The 18,640-nt window shown below is 37.3% G+C and carries 14 protein-coding genes and 2 tRNA genes; 5 read left to right on the top strand and 11 right to left on the bottom strand.

The window, feature by feature from the left end:
* Positions 1-28: 28 nt before the first annotated feature.
* The 3 genes from asnB to WC644_10695 all read right to left on the bottom strand — a co-directional run bounded on the left by asnB (position 29) and on the right by WC644_10695 (position 4,449).
* Positions 29-1,513: an asparagine synthase B gene (gene asnB, locus WC644_10685; GenBank protein MFA5012403.1), complete on the bottom strand. Its 1,485-nt coding sequence runs from the start codon at positions 1,511-1,513 to the stop codon at positions 29-31.
* Between the two features lie 16 nt (positions 1,514-1,529).
* Positions 1,530-3,173 carry a methionine synthase gene (locus WC644_10690; protein ID MFA5012404.1) on the bottom strand — a complete coding sequence of 548 codons (1,644 nt, stop codon included), beginning with the start codon at positions 3,171-3,173 and terminating at the stop codon, positions 1,530-1,532.
* A 184-nt stretch (positions 3,174-3,357) separates the two neighbouring features.
* Entirely contained in the window at positions 3,358-4,449 is a 1,092-nt protein-coding gene (locus WC644_10695; protein ID MFA5012405.1) for an NAD/NADP octopine/nopaline dehydrogenase family protein, read from the bottom strand.
* A 238-nt stretch (positions 4,450-4,687) separates the two neighbouring features.
* Here WC644_10695 and WC644_10700 point away from each other — a divergent pair.
* Positions 4,688-4,776: transfer RNA gene (locus tag WC644_10700), tRNA-Ser, on the top strand.
* A 12-nt stretch (positions 4,777-4,788) separates the two neighbouring features.
* Here the strand turns inward: WC644_10700 and WC644_10705 are convergent.
* Positions 4,789-5,367, bottom strand: coding sequence for a hypothetical protein (locus WC644_10705; GenBank protein MFA5012406.1), 579 nt, complete (start codon positions 5,365-5,367; stop codon positions 4,789-4,791).
* Positions 5,368-5,399: 32 nt separating this feature from the next.
* A complete protein-coding gene (locus WC644_10710; GenBank protein ID MFA5012407.1) occupies positions 5,400-6,662 on the bottom strand; it encodes a T9SS type A sorting domain-containing protein in 1,263 nt (420 codons plus the stop codon).
* 579 nt (positions 6,663-7,241) lie between these two features.
* Here WC644_10710 and WC644_10715 point away from each other — a divergent pair.
* From WC644_10715 to WC644_10730, 4 genes are all read left to right on the top strand, one after another.
* Entirely contained in the window at positions 7,242-8,789 is a 1,548-nt protein-coding gene (locus WC644_10715; protein ID MFA5012408.1) for a helicase HerA-like domain-containing protein, read from the top strand.
* Positions 8,790-8,793: 4 nt separating this feature from the next.
* On the top strand, positions 8,794-9,072 hold the full coding sequence (locus tag WC644_10720) for a hypothetical protein (GenBank protein ID MFA5012409.1): 279 nt from the start codon (positions 8,794-8,796) through the stop codon (positions 9,070-9,072).
* 116 nt (positions 9,073-9,188) lie between these two features.
* Entirely contained in the window at positions 9,189-10,490 is a 1,302-nt protein-coding gene (locus WC644_10725; protein ID MFA5012410.1) for an MFS transporter, read from the top strand.
* Positions 10,491-10,519: 29 nt separating this feature from the next.
* Complete coding sequence (locus WC644_10730; GenBank protein MFA5012411.1) at positions 10,520-12,373, top strand: T9SS type A sorting domain-containing protein; 1,854 nt, start codon at positions 10,520-10,522, stop codon at positions 12,371-12,373.
* A 76-nt stretch (positions 12,374-12,449) separates the two neighbouring features.
* Here WC644_10730 and WC644_10735 read toward each other — a convergent pair whose 3' ends face one another.
* The 6 genes from WC644_10735 to WC644_10760 form a co-directional block, all read right to left on the bottom strand.
* Entirely contained in the window at positions 12,450-13,727 is a 1,278-nt protein-coding gene (locus tag WC644_10735) for a M64 family metallopeptidase (GenBank protein ID MFA5012412.1), read from the bottom strand.
* Between the two features lie 29 nt (positions 13,728-13,756).
* Positions 13,757-14,671 carry a magnesium transporter CorA family protein gene (locus WC644_10740; protein ID MFA5012413.1) on the bottom strand — a complete coding sequence of 305 codons (915 nt, stop codon included), beginning with the start codon at positions 14,669-14,671 and terminating at the stop codon, positions 13,757-13,759.
* 98 nt (positions 14,672-14,769) lie between these two features.
* The gene (clpP, locus tag WC644_10745) at positions 14,770-15,444 is read right to left on the bottom strand and encodes an ATP-dependent Clp endopeptidase proteolytic subunit ClpP (GenBank protein MFA5012414.1); all 675 of its coding nucleotides are present in this window, start codon (positions 15,442-15,444) and stop codon (positions 14,770-14,772) included.
* Between the two features lie 2 nt (positions 15,445-15,446).
* On the bottom strand, positions 15,447-16,820 hold the full coding sequence (gene tig / locus WC644_10750) for a trigger factor (GenBank protein MFA5012415.1): 1,374 nt from the start codon (positions 16,818-16,820) through the stop codon (positions 15,447-15,449).
* Between the two features lie 124 nt (positions 16,821-16,944).
* Positions 16,945-17,553: a hypothetical protein gene (locus WC644_10755; GenBank protein MFA5012416.1), complete on the bottom strand. Its 609-nt coding sequence runs from the start codon at positions 17,551-17,553 to the stop codon at positions 16,945-16,947.
* 772 nt (positions 17,554-18,325) lie between these two features.
* Positions 18,326-18,399 (bottom strand) — tRNA-Arg (locus tag WC644_10760).
* Positions 18,400-18,640: the final 241 nt, after the last annotated feature.

Genomic DNA, 18,640 nt, shown 5'->3' on the forward strand with positions numbered 1-18,640 from the left:
ATTGTAGTTTTATTCTTCAAATTAGATTTTAGTTGAAATCTCTTGTTCTTCCAAGGACTTTTACGACATCCACATAATCGTAATAGGATTTATAAATTCTGTAATAGAAAAGCTCCTCTTTCGACCTTATAGCAACATTGCTGTTTGCCCTTTCATTAAAGAAATCATTTTCGGTTATCTTGTCCTCAATATATTCTTTAATCGAATCAGATGAACCCGCACCCTCGGAGAACTTCGCTTTCGTTCGCCATAATATTTCTTCTGGCAAGCATCCCTCAAATGCTTTTCTTAACAGCACTTTGCCAATATTGTTTTCATCCGGAATTTTTTGCACAGGAGGAATATTAAAAGCAAGTTTTACAAAGTTAGGGTCAAGAAATGGTACTCTTCCTTCTATTGAATGCGCCATCGTCATTCTGTCTGTTCTCTGAAGATTGCTGTTATGAAGATTTGCTGTTATTCGTAATAGTTCAGCATTTATATGATCTACGTCAAACTCTTTTAAATAATGATATCCGCTGAAAAGTTCATCAGCTCCTTCTCCCGTTAGTATTACCTTTACGTATTTCGATGCTAATTTTGAAACCATATAACCCGGGATAGAACTCCTTACTAACGGCGCATCAAATGATTCCAGGTAATATATAACATCTGTTAGAACTTCAAGCATATCATCGAGGTCGTAAATATACTCATAATGCTTTGTTCCGAGATAGTCGGCAACTTTCCTTGCTGCTATTAAGTCAGGAGAGTTTTTAAATCCTGCCGAAAAAGTATGCAAGTCAGGATTGTACTTCTTCATCAAGTAAACAATAATACTGCTGTCAAGTCCACCGCTTAGAAAAACACCAACCGGTACATCTGAAACCATCCTTTTTTCAACAGCTGCAGTCAATTCCTGTTTAATTTTCTTTGTAAGTTCATCTTCATTATGGCATTCATCGCTTTTATTTAATTGAGGCAGAGAATAATATTGTTTAAATCCTTCAATTGATGAATATGTATTCCCTGGTGGAAATATATCAATGCTATCACAACCTTTTAAGGCTTTGATTTCTGACGCAAAATGCATTTTACCGTTCACGTAACCGAAATATAATGGTTTGATTCCTATTCTGTCTCTTGCTATGAATACTTTACCGTTATCATAAATTGCAAAACAAAACATTCCTTCAAGATAGTCAACACAATTTTCACCGTATTCTTCGTAAAGGTGAATGATTACCTCTGTATCAGTTTTTGTACTGAAAGTGTGATCTTCCTTCAACACATCATATAACTTTTTGAAGTTGTATATCTCTCCGTTCATAACAATACATTTATCACCCGATTCATTGAAGATTGGCTGTTTACCCGTATTCAGGTCAATTATCGAAAGTCTTAAATGTCCAAACGAAATATCATTTTTGAAGAAAGTACCCTTCTCATCTGGTCCGCGGTGTTTCATTTTTTGCATCATTTCCTTCAATCGATCCTTGTTCTTCTCACCTATAATTACTGCAATTCCGCACATATATGCTCCCAATTAGCTATTTAATTTTTGAAAGTATTTCATTGCATCTTACTTTTTCCGATATTAATTCACCTGTATTCTCGTTGATTGCATTCCAGGATCCGGTATTTAACTTTGTATAAATCTTCCCGCATAAATATTTATTCCCTCTGAAATGAGGTGCATCAAGGATTCCTTCTTTAATGGCATCTGCTAAAATAACTGGACTCGACCACGGGTCATCACTTCTTTCGGAACCAAAAGCTTTTATTGCTTCAAGCAAATCATTTGCTTCGCTAATGAGATGGTTCTTTCTTTCAGTTATCTTTATATCCATCGAAGCATCAATCATACCGTCGAGACAATCGAATAAAACACCATGTATTATTTTACAGCTTTCTATTAATTCTTCGGGATGAGTAGCATGGTCTCCTTCACTAAAGCCCACAACATGCAGTATATGTGGTTTAAGAGTTAAAGAAATAACAGATGATGCCGCTGCCTGTCCCTTCGCTTTATGGGCATCTTCTGAGAAGTGAGCGATGCCTGCCCTGACTTCTCTGAATACATCAAAATTCTCATTCTTAAGGGAATTTATCATATCATTCTTTGCCATCATTTTTGCTATATCCATCTGCGGTGTTGTTCCCGGCGGTGTGTTAAACATATATTGTGAAACGTAATTTCTGACTCCCATTTTTCTTGCATTGTAAGCAGCAAGAAATGACATTGTTACTGCCAATGAATCATGCGCATCCCTCAGACTCCATTGATGTGATTCATTCACTTCTACGGGTATGCCTTTTTCAGCATACCATTTCATCACAAATTGATTTTCCGTTATTGCTTCCTTCAGCGACCTCTTTGACCTTCCATCCATTACGCTGTACCAAGTAAGGGGAATCGCTGCCCATGCATTATTTATTGTTTCTACGCTCATCTGTGCCCATTTAAGAAGATTATTAGTCCCGCTGTAACATCTTACCAAAGGATAATTACCGCATCTCGACGCTGCAAAAATATCGGATAAGTCTTTTGCTTTTCTTACCGGTACACCTCCCGCCCCATCAAGAGACTTTTTCATATTTTCAGGATTAAAAAAATATTCCTGGGCATTCTGGTCAGTACCTATTGAAAGTATATCAAGCACTCCCGATTCAGCTATTTTCTTCACACCTTCCAGCGTCTCCTCCATAGTAGGTCTCCCGAAATGATGCCTCAGAAGAGGATAGGGATATTTTAAGTTTATCCTTTCAACAAGTCTATTAGGAAATATTTCATTAATTCCTTTCTGTCCGTATCCTCTAAGGTATTCAACTATTTTCTCCGTTGTCTCTGTTCCGTTGAATACTTTTTCAAAGATTCCTGATTCTTCCGCTTTTTCTGCTACGGGTGGAGTACCTCCAAAAATAAATCTTACCCCGCTTAGATTATTCCGTTTTACTTCGTCTTTCAGTTTGTGAAAAAGTTCTTCCCCTACTTCTGGTGTCAGCCTGTAACTTACTGCTGCAATATCAGGTTTTTGTCTAATAATTTCCTTGATGAATAAATCAACATTTACAGCGGGTCCGAGTGAAACTGTCTCATATCCTTCTGGCTCTGCAAGTTTTAGAAAGTGATGAAGTCCGCCCACGTGTACACAGTTTCCAAGCGCTCCTCCAAGAATTAATTGCTTTCTCATTATGTTTTCTCCTTTGTGTTAATATCCATAAAAATATTGTAATAAAAACAATCCTTTGAAAAAATAAAAACATTCTAATTTTATTTGCTCTCTTTGCGACCTTCGTTCTTCTTGCGATCCTTGCGGTTAGAATCTCTATCATTTGTTTTTCTCTGTTTTGTTTGTAGCAATAGGCTACGCCGTGTTAGCTTTGTCCAATTGCCAACCTTCTTAATTCTTTCAGTGTAAGATTTTCTAAATGCAGTTTTTCAACTGTCCTTCCCTCTTTCATATAGTCCTTGTTATTAAGTATCGATGCGAGTAAAATTACTGAATCAATAGTCGGTGTTGGTACTTTAAACTTCTTGCCGATTGATGAAATAGGTACGAGGCTTGTCGGAACATCTTCATCAATATATCTCATCTTTAATGTTTTCGGTGCTGAGATTCCTCTGTATCCGGGATTTGCTCTTATTGCCTCAAGAAGGTTATCACCGGTTGCTCCGTAAGCAAGGTAGAGCCAATCTCTTGTTGATATTGCTCTGATACCCAATGCTTCGGCAACTTTTATCCTTTCATTATCTACTTTCTCAAGTACTTTTACGACCGACGGTGTTATCCCTTGTATATAAAACTGAAAATCAGAAATATCTTCTATCCATCCCGCATTCATCACACACAATGTTGGGTGAAATACGGCACCAATATTGTCAAAGCTTGTTTTAAATACATTATCCCCGGGAACAAACTGCGGATAAGCCTTCCTTAATTTATTCACCGTTGAAGGAATCTTATGCGCTCTCAATGTAGCAACTGGTATGGAGTTTTTAATTCTGAATATTTTAACCTGCCCGGGACCTAACGCTCTTGAAGCGTAAATAAAAGTCTGAGCTTCTCCGATTATAGCTTTTGCTTCACATCCTTTTTCTTCTAACACCTGTCTGAATTCTATTGCGCCAAATGTCCTTCCCGGATTAAGTATTACTATCTGTCCGTCTTGTAGATATGGTGCACATTCTTCAGCCAAAAACCTGTGAGCCGTTGCAGGTACAACTACCATTATTAATTCCACATCTTCAATCGCTTTTTTAATATCATTCGTCACAAGATTCAGATAGCCCTCCCCTTCAACCTCTCCTTCAAGTACTATCCTTCCTGTCGATTTTATACCCCATAGTCTTTCTTCACTTCTGCTGTAAATATTAACACTAAATCCGTTGAGAGCTAAATGACCGGCCATAGCAAGCCCTCCGTGTCCGGCTCCAAGTACTGCTATTTTAAGTTTATGTTCTTTCATAGTGTTAGGATGTTTAGATTTAAAAAATAACTTTTTAAGAGTGGAATAATATAATAATTAATATTTTAAACTATATCAAGTAGTTTCATTGAATATTCATGAATTAAAATATTTTTAAAAATTTATGAGGAAATGACAGATTAATATAAATATTTTTGCGGTCTGATATGCCCTTTTAGAATTGCTATTGAAACACCTTTATATTATTTTTGTTCTTTGTAAGTTCAGTTGATTATCCGGAAGGGTGGGTGAGTGGCTGAAACCAACGGTTTGCTAAACCGTCGTACGGGTCAAACTGTACCGAGAGTTCGAATCTCTCCCCTTCCGCTCCTCTTACGTTTATACCTCGTCATCAAAAGAAATTAAATCTACACTGCTTATCTCAACTTCTGCATCCTCAGAATAAAGCCCGATATTTCCCGTTTCATCGAATAATTTATCTTCTTCAAATTCTTTGTCAATTATTACTGCATCGTTAATGCTTATTCTTAAATTTCTTCCTGTTTTTATTATTGAATATTTATACTCCTCACCTAACGTTAAACTGGGCGTATCTCCCGTATCGCTGAAACCCTGTGCTACTTCATCCCAGGCGGTTCCAAGTTCATATCCGTTAGGTTTTAGCAAAAAATAATTTGTTTTCTTCTTCCCGTCATCAGTCGGTTTGTAATTAAAGAATATCCAGAATACTTCCCATGCATTCGGATAAAAATTTTCCCTTAACTGGCTCTTCGTAACAGCATTTATCTCAAGTGAAAAGTCCCTCACTCTCTCATATGTTGTTATCAGTGCTGCATGGGTTTCATACTCCTCCGTTGAGATTTTCGGCTTGAGCAATATTAAGTCGCTTTCTAACTTCACCTCGCCATATCCGTCATAGTTAACTTCCCAGTTATTTTCATCTGCTTTAAGTATCATTTTGTTTTAATTAATTTTTAATATTTCTATTCTTATTTAATTAGCAGCATTCTTTTTGTTTCTGAAAAGGTTTGTTTCGTTGTTTCTCCGTTTATAATGATTTTGTAAAAGTAAACTCCGGTTGATAGCAATGAACCATCGAATTTCGTTTCATAACTTCCCGGTTGTAATCTTTCATTTATAAGTGTTCGTATTTCCCGGCCATGTACATCATACACCTTTAAAAGTACATTACCGGCAGCCGGCAGCCTGTAACGGATTACCGTTCCGGGATTAAACGGATTGGGATAATTCTGCTCCAGTTTATAATCTTTCGAAACTCCCGTTCCTGTTTCTCCAATAAATGTAAGTCCTCCGTTCGTTGTCTTCAGTATCTTTCCTGACCAGCTTGCTGCATATCCCGTGTTTACAGAAGGAAAATGTATTTCATACAGATTCTCCGTTAATGGTGTATTCTGAAATCCCCAGTTCACTCCGCCGTTTGTTGTTTTAACAACACTGCCGCCCGATGTGCAGCCGTATCCAGTGTTTGCGTTCACAAAAGATAAACCCCATATCGCATTGTTCGATGAATTAAACACTTCCGTGTATGTTTCGCCGCCGTCTGTTGTCCTTACAATTCTTGAAGCATTGGTTCCGTAAACCCCTGTATTCGCATCCGAAAAATATATCGAGGTTGCTGTTTCAAACCCGCTTATGAACAATCCTGTTTTATTTACCCAGTTTACTCCCCCGTTGGTTGTCTTTAAAAATACATTTGCTCCGCCTATATATCCTGTGCTTTCATTCACAAACCAGATTCCATCAAGTGCTGTAATTGTCGGACTCGCTATGTTTACCCAGTTCTCGCCCCTGTTCGTCGTTTTCATTATCGTTCCGCCGCTTCCTGCTATAAATCCTGTTTGCGGTGTCGTGAACCATAGACCCCAGAACTGCAGTGTTGTATCGGCATATACCGTTACCCAGTTGTTCCCGCCGTTTACCGTCTTGATTATCTTTCCGTAATTCCCTGCCATCAGCACTGTATCCGGACTTAAAAGCCACGTTGTCATGAATCTTTGAGCCGTCCAGCCGGAACTCTGCTGTACGTAGTTCAATCCCCCGTTTGTGGTCTTGTGTATATTCATAGTGGATGAATTATACAGTACTCCCGCATGATACCCTGTGTTTGCATCCCAGAATTTCATCGTCATTACGGTCTGTGATGTTGAAGGTGTATATACAATATTCCACTGAGAGAAAACTGCAGAATTAATAAGCAAAAGGAATACAAGTAAACCGTAAACTGTTTTCATAATAGTAGTTTTATTTTCTTTAAATTAAATAAAGTATTTGTTTATTGAAAGTCCCAATATTTTTTGGGAATATTAACTTATACGATGCGACGGTTTAGCAAACCTCTGTTCTTGTAAAATCCAATTTATTGCAATAAACTATATGTGCCCCCCTCTACTATTAATCACAACATTTTTTGTAATTTGACCACGTTTTTTTAGTACAAAAATTTTTACCCTTTAATTCCTGCATACTTTCAGTCATAAAATCATCATCCAAAAATTTTTACCCCATTTTTCCGTGTCCAAATTTTCATTTTTATTGTGATTAATAATAGAGAGGCTTAGCTAGAGATGTATAATATAATTCATTTTAATTCATTATGCTCTTTTTAGTGCTTTGGAGGTGAAATATTTTTTACCAACTAACAACTATCAACTAAATCGTCTCTCCTTGCACTCTCCTTGTACTCTAATTGGTCTTAAGAAAAAAACATCTCAAAAACGCAACCGGACACCCTCTCCCCTAAAATATTATTTATTATTACTTTTATTTGATTGCTTAAATCGTTAATTTTTTAATCTAAATCATATAATAACATGGCAGACAAAGATAAATTCATTGCACACATTAATGAAGGTTATAATTTCAAAGGCGAATATATAGTGCTCGGTACGGCTATTCTCGAAAAAGAAGCCTTACCCGCCGTTCATATCAAACTTCCGCTTAAAACTCTTAACAGACACGGATTGATTGCAGGGGCTACAGGTACGGGAAAGACAAAAACTCTCCAGATTCTTGCAGAAGGTTTCTCCTCAAAAAGCATCCCCGTTTTCGTTATGGATATAAAGGGCGATTTCAGCGGAATCGCAATGCCGGGTGTCTCAAATGACAAGATAACCGAAAGAATGAATAAAATCGGCATCCCTTTTGAACCTTCAGGTTTTCCTGTCGAATTTCTGACTATCTCTAATGAGAAGGGTGCAAGAATGAGGGCCACTGTCTCGGAATTCGGTCCTGTGCTTTTCTCGAAAATGCTCGGACTGAATGACGCACAAACCGGCGTTATGGCAATGATTTTTAAATACTGCGATGATAATAAACTCCCGCTTCTTGATTTGAAAGACATGGTTAAAATGCTTCAGTATATCAGCAATGAAGGGAAAAATGAACTGCAGAAATCCTACGGTAATATTGCTACTACTTCTGTCGGTACTATCCTTAGGAAAGTTATAGAACTCGAACAGCAGGGTGCTGATAAATTCTTCGGCGAAACTTCCTTTGAAGTCGAAGACCTCGTCAGAACAGACGATCAGGGAAAAGGCATTATTTCTATAATCCGGCTAACTGATATTCAAAGTAAACCGAAATTATTCTCAACATTCCTGCTATGCTTGCTTGTCGAAATTTACAATACTTTCCCAGAAGCGGGTGACCTCGACCAGCCGAAACTCGTAATGTTTATTGATGAAGCTCATCTGATTTTCAACGAAGCCACTAAAGAACTGCTTGACCAGATTGAAGCAATTATTAAACTCATACGTTCAAAAGGAGTCGGTATATTTTTCTGTACTCAGAATCCCGTTGATATTCCCGAAGCCGTTCTTGCACAGCTTGGACTTAAGATTCAGCATGCACTAAGGGCGTTCACAGCAAAAGACAGGAAGCAAATAAAACTCATTGCCGAAAATTATCCGCTTTCGGATTTCTACAAAACCGAAGACATGCTAACCTCTCTCGGTACAGGCGAAGCCGCAATTTCTGTCCTCAACGAAAAAGGCAATCCTGCTCCTTTGTCAGCAACTTTAGTTTGCGCTCCGCGTTCAAGAATGGATATTCTCACTCCCGAAGAAATCAATTCAATAGTATCAAAATCAAAGATTGTTCCAAAGTATAATGAAGTAATTGACAGGGAAAGTGCTTTTGAAATTCTGAAAAAGAAACTCGAAGAATCTGAAAAAGTTGCTGAAGAAGAAAAAGTGGAAAAGGAAAAAGAGAAACCTAAAGAGCCATCCACTGTTGAAAAAGTCCTTAAAAGCACTGCTGCAAGGCAGGTCGGAACGACCGTTGCCAGAGAACTTACAAGAGGCCTGCTTGGAGTGCTCGGACTCGGCGGCAGTACAAGAAAAAAGAAAAGCTGGTTTTAATATTATGAAACAAATTATTATTTTTACACTGTTTATTTTATCTTTCGTTTTTTTCTCATGTGCAAAAGACGAACCCGTAAATCCCGAAGACATGCAGTATGTGTATGTCTGCTCGAGCAACTCGGCTAAGACATATCACCTCGAAAGAAGTTGTCCAAGATTGAAAAGTTGTAGTGAAGATGTACTTGAAGTAACGAGAAAGAAAGCCCGCGAAAACGAAAGAGTCGTCTGCACCGACTGCGATAAAAGAAAGAAGAAATCTGAAAACGATACCGCAAAATAAATTTCTTTTCTTCTTTATAAGCATTTATTTTAGTGAGTAGACTTCATTCTATAGACTTGAATATCAGTCACAACAGGTTTATTTTAGCAAAGTTTTAAATTTATAAGGAGCATAAATTGGCTGAAGAAATTAAAGAAAAAGCTTCGATAAAATCATTCCCGAGAAATTTTTGGGTCGTGATTATTATGGAGTTTTTCGAAAGAGGTTCCTACTACGGTGTAATGTCTGTACTTTCAGTTTACCTCGTTTTAACCGCCGATAAAGGCGGTCTTGGTTTTTCAAAAGAAAGCGTCGGTGTTATTAAAAGCGTCATCACTCCCCTGCTCTACTTCTTACCCATTCTTTCTGGTGCTATCGCTGACAGGTTTGGCTATAGGAAAATGCTTATGTTTGCTTTTACCGTTATGAGTACCGGATATTTTCTCACCGGTCTTGCGTCAAGTTATGCACTCGTTTTCATGAGTCTTCTCTTAATGGTTCTCGGTGCTGGTTCATTTAAGCCCATTATCTCCGGCACTATCGCAAGAACTACTAACGAATCAAACTCAACTCTCGGTTTCGGTGTTTTCTACTGGTCTATCAATCTCGGTGCTTTCATCTTCCCGCTGATTCTTGTTCCTTTCCTAAAGGAGTTATCTTGGTCTTATATCTTCTTCATGGCCGCTATCGTTACAGGTTCATTATTCCTCATTAATCTGTTCATTTATAAAGAACCTGAAAGACCAAAGAGTTCTAAAACCATAGCAGAAGTTTTCGTCGGCATGTTTAAGGTACTCGGCGACTGGAGATTCATTCTTATGATAGTTATCTATTCAGGTTTCTGGATTCTTTACTTCCAGATGTTCGATACCGTTCTCTGGTACCTTAAAGACCACATGGATATGACACCCGTTAATAATTTCGTTAACAGTATTGCAGGCGTTTTCATGTCCAATCCAAACTGGAAATTCGACGCAGAACACGTAACAGTTATTAACGCCGGTACGATTATTCTGCTGCAGCTCGTTGTTTCCAATATTGTTAAACATACTAAAGCTCTGCCTACGATGATTGTCGGTATTGCAATGGGTACAATCGGTATGGCAATACTTGCTATTTCTTCACAAGCATGGGTCTTTATGGCTGGCATAATTATTTTCTCACTTGGAGAAATGACCGCACATCCAAAGTTTATCAGTTACGTCGGTCTTATCGCCCCTGAGGATAAAAAAGCTCTTTATCTCGGCTACTCATTCCTTTACGGCGTTATAGGTAGCGGTATTGGCGGAGTCCTCGGTGCTTTCTCTTATGTTCACTTTGTTGATAAACTAAATAATCCGTCCGCACTATGGTTCATGTTCAGCTTGATAGGTGTTGCAACAATTATCGGTTTAATTTTATACAGTAAATTTATCGCTCCAAAACCAAAAGCAAATTAAATATTTTAAATTTAAATAATTATTAAATTATGAAAAAACTATTCTCAATATTAGTAATCATCACCGTATTTATGTCACTTATACAGAATACGAACGCTGGTGACAGAATGATGCTTATTGAATTTTTCACGAGCTCTACTTGCGGACCCTGTGCATCAAACAATCCAGTATTAACCGCATACATGAACTCTGCAGACCAGGAAAGGATTTCCGCAATTGGTTTTCACATGAACTGGCCTTCTCCGGGCAATGATCCTATGTATTTACACAACACTACAGACAATACAACCAGAAGAACTTATTACGGCGTTAATTCAATTCCCGCTGGGTTCTTCGACGGCATTAACGGCGTGCCGCTTCCGTATTCACAATCAACATTCCAGAGTTTATATGATTCAAGAAAAGATATACTCAGCCCTGTTACTATCATCGTCCGTGACAGTACATACGGTGACAGTGTTTTGGTCAGAGTAAATGTCCTTTGTGAAACTTACATGTCTAATCCAAATGTCGTTCTCCACATGGCGGTTTACGAAGATTTAATTTCTTACGCAACTCCTCCCGGATCAAACGGCGAAACTCAGTTTCATTGGGTAATGAGAAAAATGCTTCCAAATGCTGGTGGTACACCGCTTATTCTGACACCGGGTTACTACAAGGAGTTTGTATTCAAGTATAAAATGGACCCTGTTTGGAATGCAGATAAAATAAAAAACCTCGTCTATATTCAGGCAGCAGATAAAGAGATTCTGAATGCTGCAAAACCAATTTCTAATTTTTCATTACTGACTACTAAGTCTTTCTTTTCCGTTACTCAGGGACAGGCTTCAAGCAATAACTTTAAAGTTAAGATTCCATTCATTAAATCGGGTTATAACTCTCCGGTTACTTTTACATCTGAAGTTCAGCCTTTAAATGCAGGTATTTCGGTTTCTTTCCCGTCAGGTACTACTATCTCAAATTTCCCTGACTCATTATCTGTTCAGGTAAACACTTCTGCCTCTGTCGCAGACGGAACATACAAAGTTATTCTTACGGGAACAAGCGCAAGCGGTAAGGTTCATAAAATAGCAGTTGATATACTTGTTGGTCAAAATTTCGTAACAGTTAAAGCGACAAACAGCCAGCTTAACTTCAAAGTTGATAACACGACCTACGCTGGAGCGAGTTTATTCAATTGGACTCTGAATTCTACTCACACTCTGCAGGCTTTATCACCGCAGTTATTCGGAAACCTTAGATATGTGTTTACTGACTGGAGCAATTCTGGTGATACAACCCAAACGATAACTGTCAATTCAAACATATCAGAATATTCAGCAAATTATAAATTGCAGTTCAGACTTTATGCTCTTGCTCAGCCGTCAGGTATTCCTGTTACTGTCGTCGGAGGGAATTCATTCTACGACTCATCCACAACTTTAACTGTTTCTGCTACTCCGTCTTCGGTTCAGTTTAACGGTAAAACTTATTATTTCAGCAGATGGGTTGGTGTTGGAAACGGTTCATACACCGGTACCGATCCTACGTTTCAACTTACTATGAACAATCCCATAAATCAGATTGTTTTCTATGATACAATTAACACAAGTATTTCTCAGTTAGGAACGGAAATACCTTCAAAGTATGACTTATACCAGAACTACCCGAATCCGTTCAATCCTGTTACCAATATCAAGTTTGATATCTTGAAAAACAGTTTTGTAAAACTTCAGGTATATGATATAACAGGAAAGCTCGTGAATACGCTGGTTAATGACAGATTACAGGCAGGCAAGTATGTATTTAACATGGATGCATCCATGCTGCCAAGCGGTGTCTATTTCTACAAAATAGAAGCCAGTGATTTCATACAGACACGCAGAATGATTCTTCTCAAATAATATTATATTTAATGTCATAATAAAAAGCCCCGATTAATCGGGGCTTTTTGTTATCAATGTATTTAAACAATAAAATTTAATTAGCATAATAATTAATCATATCAATTAGTGCTTTTGTACACACAGGACAGAAATTGTCGTATGAGATTGATTTCATCGTGCAGTCCTGTTTCGGTCTGAAGATACCTTTCGGCACATATCCGCCTCCTTCAAAGACACCTAACACTGATTTGTATTCATTAGTTGCTGGTGTTGGAATTGGGGTCTTGCTATCCATCATGCTTTTCCATTTCCTGCCAAAGTTAACTAATGTGGTAAGGTTTGCTTCGTAAGGCTCTACATTAAGATTGTAGTACTCATCAACTCCGACTTCTGATGTGTAGTATTCATCTCCCAATGCACAGAAGTTATGGCCGAATTCATGAACTATCAGATAATCTCCATTTTTGTTCTTATTCGGAAACGAAGTGTAATAGTTGTATATTGCACCTCCGCCGTATAAATCTGAATTCGATATTATCATAATATTATCGTAAGGGGTTAAAGCAGCATAATCCCTTATAGTTTTAATATCGGTTGACATCAGATACCTTTCTACATCCTGAGTGTAATATGTCATACCGAAAAGATTATTCTTCCAGATTTCTTTTCCCGGGTTGTCCACTCCCGACTGAGCAGAAGGGGCTAAGACTGCCCAGATGTTAAACTTTTCTCTGTTTTCTTTAAAAGGTGAACAGCCAAAAAGGTAATCCGTATATTTCTTTACGTCGGCTTTAAACTGCTCCATCTCATCAGCTGCATATCCGTCTGGAAGAAAAACAAGGTCAACTTTTTCCATCGGTTCTCCGTTGTATGCTACCTGTAATACCTGTAAGTCAACCGGTTTTTCTTTCCTGATAAACTTGTCCTCAGGGTCAATTACCTGTTCATACTGCAGAACAAAATTGCCGTCCCTTTTTCTCTCATGTAGTTCAAGTTTTACTTTACCCTTCGGATACGGAAATACTACTGTTTCGTAAAATGTACGGCTCAAAACTTTTGCCTCGGGTGTTGACTGCCATTCATCAAACAAAGTGTTGTATCCTCTTGAATAAATAAGTGTGTTAGATTTTAAATCATACACCATGAACTTGTAATGACCGTATTCAAACTTATCCAGAAGACTTGCTTTGTTACCGGACCAATAGGGTTCTTCTTTTATCTGTTCAAAGAAGATCTGATTTCCTGTGTTGTTGCCGGCTCTGTTGTAATCAAAACGCATTGTCTTGTTTGTAAAGTACTTATCAAATTCAACCTGAGCGGATAAATTTGCGGAGATTAGAATTAATACTAATAATGTTAATTTTTTCATCATGATTTTTATTTATTATAAATTAATTTTAATTACCATTTTAATTTTTTCCAGAAATAAATAACTACAACAACGGAAGAAGCTGCAAACAACAATATAAACCAAAATGCATAGGGATGTTCTCTTAAAGGAAATTCTACATTCATCGAAAAAATACTAACAACGAGTGAAGGGAGCATTATGCCGATCGTAATAATATTTAGCGTCTTCATTAAAATATTTATATTATTGCTTACTATAGATGCGCGTGCATCCATCATGCTTGCAAGTATGCTTGAGTATATGTCAGCTTGTTTATAACATTGTGAATTCTCAATTTTAATGTCGTCAAGTATTTCTTGCTCCTCTGATGTAAATCCAAACTTGGCAGCAGAAGATTTCATCTTCTCTATAACAAGCATATTAGAATTTATAGCGCTTAAATAATATACAAGACTTTTCTCCAGTGTGAAAAGGTTAATCAGGTATTTGTTTTGCATTGACCTGTTTATCTTGCTTTCCAGCTCATCTGAAATCATACTGAATGTTTTCAGGTGATCTAGGAAGTGGACAACAGGTCCCTGAATAATTTTAAGTGTCAGGTCTCTTAATGACAAAACCTTTGTGAACGATTTTCCACCAAAGACCGGAACATCCTCTGCCAGTACAATTATAATTCTATCAGCGAAAATAAAAATTCCCATCGAAGCAACTTTGAAATTAAGTAAATGCTTGCTCGAATAGTTTTTCGGTCGTTTCATTATTATCGCGATGTGCTCTGGTTCGAACTCCAGACGTGAGATTTCATCAGGGTCGAGTGCTGAGTTTAGAGTATGCTCGTCTAACTTTACAGATTCAACTAAGAATTTCTTTTCTTCGGAGTCGGGATTTATATAAACAAATATATTGGAGTCAGGATTGTCCAACTCTGCAACCTTATTGTCTATGATTTGATATGATCTTTTCATCCCTTTCTCGTTAATGTTGAAATAAACAGACCAGACAAAAAGATATTACCTCAGACGGTAAAATAATATCCGCTTGAAGTCTATTCAGTTGCTTCCGGTCAGTCTTTCTTTGAAACTTCTCTTTTTACTAAAATATTGTCAATCAACCCGTATACTTTCGCTTCTTCTGCTGTCATGTAATAATCGCGCTCTGCATCTGCGTATATTTTGTCAATTGGTTGACCTGAATGCAAAGAAATTATTTCATACAATCTTTTCTTTATTCTTTCGATTTCTTTTGCCTGTATAATTATGTCCGTTGCCTGACCCTGAGCACCGCCTAAAGGCTGATGCATCATTATTTTCGAGTTCGGAAGTGCGATTCTCTTTCCTTTTGCACCGCAGGTGAGCAAAAACTGCCCCATCGAAGCAGCCATACCGATACATGTTGTTGAAACATCGCATCTTATATAATTCATCGTGTCGTAAATTGCCATCCCCGCCGATATACTGCCTCCCGGTGAATTTATGTACAACATTATGTCTTTATCGGGGTCTTCATACTCGAGGAACAATAACTGAGCAACTATCAATGATGCTATCTCGTCATAGATTGCTGTTCCTAGAAATATAAGCCTTTCCTTTAGAAGCCTTGAATATATGTCATAAGCTCTTTCTCCGCGGGATGTCTGTTCAACAACCATAGGAACCAGCTGATTTCTTAATCCTGCGGCTTTATCAAGGCCTGCCTTTATTTCGTTCTCTCTTGATTTTATTATACTGTGAAAATCCATTGTCAATTCTCCTTTTTTGTCTTTTTGCTAACTGTCTTTTTGGTCTTTTTCTCTTCTTGGCTCTTGCTCTTTTTCTCTTCTTGACTCTTGCTCTTTTTCTCTTCAGCAAGCAGTTTTATAGATTTCTTAACCTCTTCAATCTCTGTAATCTTGGCATTCTCAATAAGAAAATCTACTACTTTCTTATCGAGAATTGTATGCTTCACTTCTTTATTGTCCTTATAAAATTCGTACATTTTGTCGCCGGGTATTCCGTAATGTTTTCCTGCCTCTTCAGCAAATGCTTTAACGTCATCTTCAGTTACTTCAACCTTTTCCTGTTCTACTATTTTATCCTTAATTAGAAACCATTTACCAGTGAAGACTACTTCTGCCCTGTTCTTATTATTAAATTCTTCTTCATTAATTTCGTGCTTATGCCCTTTGTGCTCTTTCTTGTAATTATTAAAATAATCTTTAAGCATTTCATTTACGTACGACTCCGGGATTTCTATATCATTCAGTTTTACAACTTCTGAGATGACTTTATTTTTTAAAGAATTATAGGAGTGGTCATTGTACTGTTTGGTAATCTCTTCTTTTATGAATGATTTCATCTGATCTTCGGATTCTATATCTTCCCTGCCTGTCATTTTCATGAACGTTTCTTTGTTCATTTCGGGATATACAACCTTTTCAACCTTAGTGCATTTTAACTTCACTTTAACCGGTTCTTTATTCTCGTTAACCGTATCTATAGTTCTTTCTTCGCCTTCTTTAATCCCCTTTATTCCGTCATAATAATCTTTTGATACATATTCGCTGCCAATAAAAAGTCTCATGTCCTTTTGCGAACGCCCTTCAACTGTATTGCCGTCTGAGTCTATTTCTTCAGTGTCAAGTGTTACCATGTAATCATCATCTGTAGCCTGTCCGTCAATTTCGAAAGTTGCAGATTTCAGCTTCATATAATTCAATTCTTCATCTATTAAAGAATCGTCAATAACATAATTAGTCTTTGTAAGTTCTATATCCTTAATTTGCCTCAATTCAACATCCGGGATTACATCAAAAGCAACTTTAAATGTAAGCTTTTCTTTAGGTTTATAATCGATGTCCAGTAGTGAACCTGTACCGAACATAGGAATCTTGTTATCAATTATATGTTTTTTAAAAACGTCGTTAGCAATATCTTCAAGCGCACCGTATTCAACAGAGTCACCGTACATCTTTTTCAGCATAGCAACCGGTACTTTACCTTTTCTAAAGCCGGGTATCTGTGCTTTCTTTCTGTATTTTAGTAAAGCTTCTTCAAAATAAGGTGTTAATTCTTCATAGCTCAGTTCAGCCTCAAACTCTTTCCTGCAGTTTTCCTTATCTGTTATATTTATATTCACTTTATAAGATTATTTTGATTTTTAAAACATGTAAGATACTCAATTATGAATGCATAAACAACGTAATAAAAAACACGGTTTTCTCATCAGAAAACCGTGTTTTAATGTAATTTCTTTAAAAAATCTACTTGCTTCTGAATTCCTTATCAATAACTGTAATCTCTCCGGGAGATATCGGTCCTATGAATGTATCGATTGTTGGTCTGATTTTCAAGCTTAACCTTGCGGGTGAGCCTGATTTTCCTCCAATACCGAGCAGCATTCCTGCAAGGCTTTGGAGTCCTTCATTCTGGAAGAATTGCATAATATCTAAACTAATTCCAACTGGAATTGTTGATGTCTGACCTACTCCAGGTACAGTTATCGGACCTGATACAACTCCGTTAATAGTTTCTTTATTATCTATAAGGAGTCTCCAGTCAACTGATTTAATCAAGTCTGAAGAATTTTTTGAACCACCTTCACCTTCGGGATTCTTAGCGAGAAGGTTTAGTGTAAAACTCACCGGCAACTGTCCTGAACCAACCGCTGAAGTTAATTTGACAAGGTCCAGCGGATTTATTGAGCTAAAACTTGACACATTAGATACATCAACTCCGGAGACTGTCATACCTGAAACACTTCCAAGTTTCCATTGGAGTCTTTGTGCATTCGTTATTGTATCAGTAATTCCTGAACAGCCTGAAATAACTATCATTGCAGCTATAACGATTAGTAATATATTTTTTCTCATGTTGATTAATTTAGTTTATTAAGGGTATTTTAATATATAATATTTTTCAGAAAGATAATAATAAATAATTTGTATCTTTTATGCATTATTATTAATAATCGTATTACTTGTTATTTACGTCCCGGACGATTCGAACGTCCGACCCACAGCTTTTTGGTTGTTTGCCAATGATGATATTTAAATAGTTTTTACCGAAAATCGGAAGGAATTATAAGGATTTATATTAAGTGGTAATTTGAAAACAAAAAAGCCCCTGACAATTGAGTATTGTCAGGGGCGGTAGTTGTACGCCCGGGACGATTCGAACGTCCGTTCCCACAGCTTTTTGGTTGTTTGCCAATGATGATATTTAAATAGTTTTTACCGAAAATAGAAAGGATTTATATTAAGTGTTAATTTTTAAAACAAAAAAGCCCCTGACAATTGAGTATTGTCAGGGGCGGTAGTTGTACGCCCGGGACGATTCGAACGTCCGACCCACAGCTTTTTGGTTGTTTGCCAATGATGATATTTAAATTGTATTTACTGAAAATCGGAAGGAAATATTTTAAGTGGTAATTTGAAAACGAAAAAGCCCCTGACAATTGAGTATTGTCAGGGGCGGTTGTTGTACGCCCGGGACGATTCGAACGTCCGACCCACAGCTTTTTGGTTGTTTGCCAATGATGATATTTAAATTGTATTTACTGAAAATCGGAAGGAATTATATTAAGTCTTAATTATGAAAACGAAAAAGCCCCTGACAATTGAATATTGTCAGGGGCGGTAGTTGTACGCCCGGGACGATTCGAACGTCCGACCCACAGCTTAGAAGGCTGTTGCTCTATCCTGCTGAGCTACGGGCGCATTTATTGAAGAATGCAATTTAACGAAATAACTGAACTTTTTCAAGGACATAGAACCAGTACCGGCACTCAAAATATTTTCCAAATAAAATAAATAATTCTTACAAATAAGGGAATTATTTTAATATATATAAATGTTAGAATACTAAACAAGTTTACCTACCACAAAATCACTCCTAATAAATGAGGTAGATGAGGAGGGCTGACGGGGAAAACAGCTCTCCTACTTTTTAGGAATGAAA

The sequence above is a fragment of the Ignavibacteria bacterium genome (genome assembly GCA_041649015.1).
GTDB lineage: Bacteria > Bacteroidota > Ignavibacteria > Tepidaquicellales > Tepidaquicellaceae > CAIKZJ01.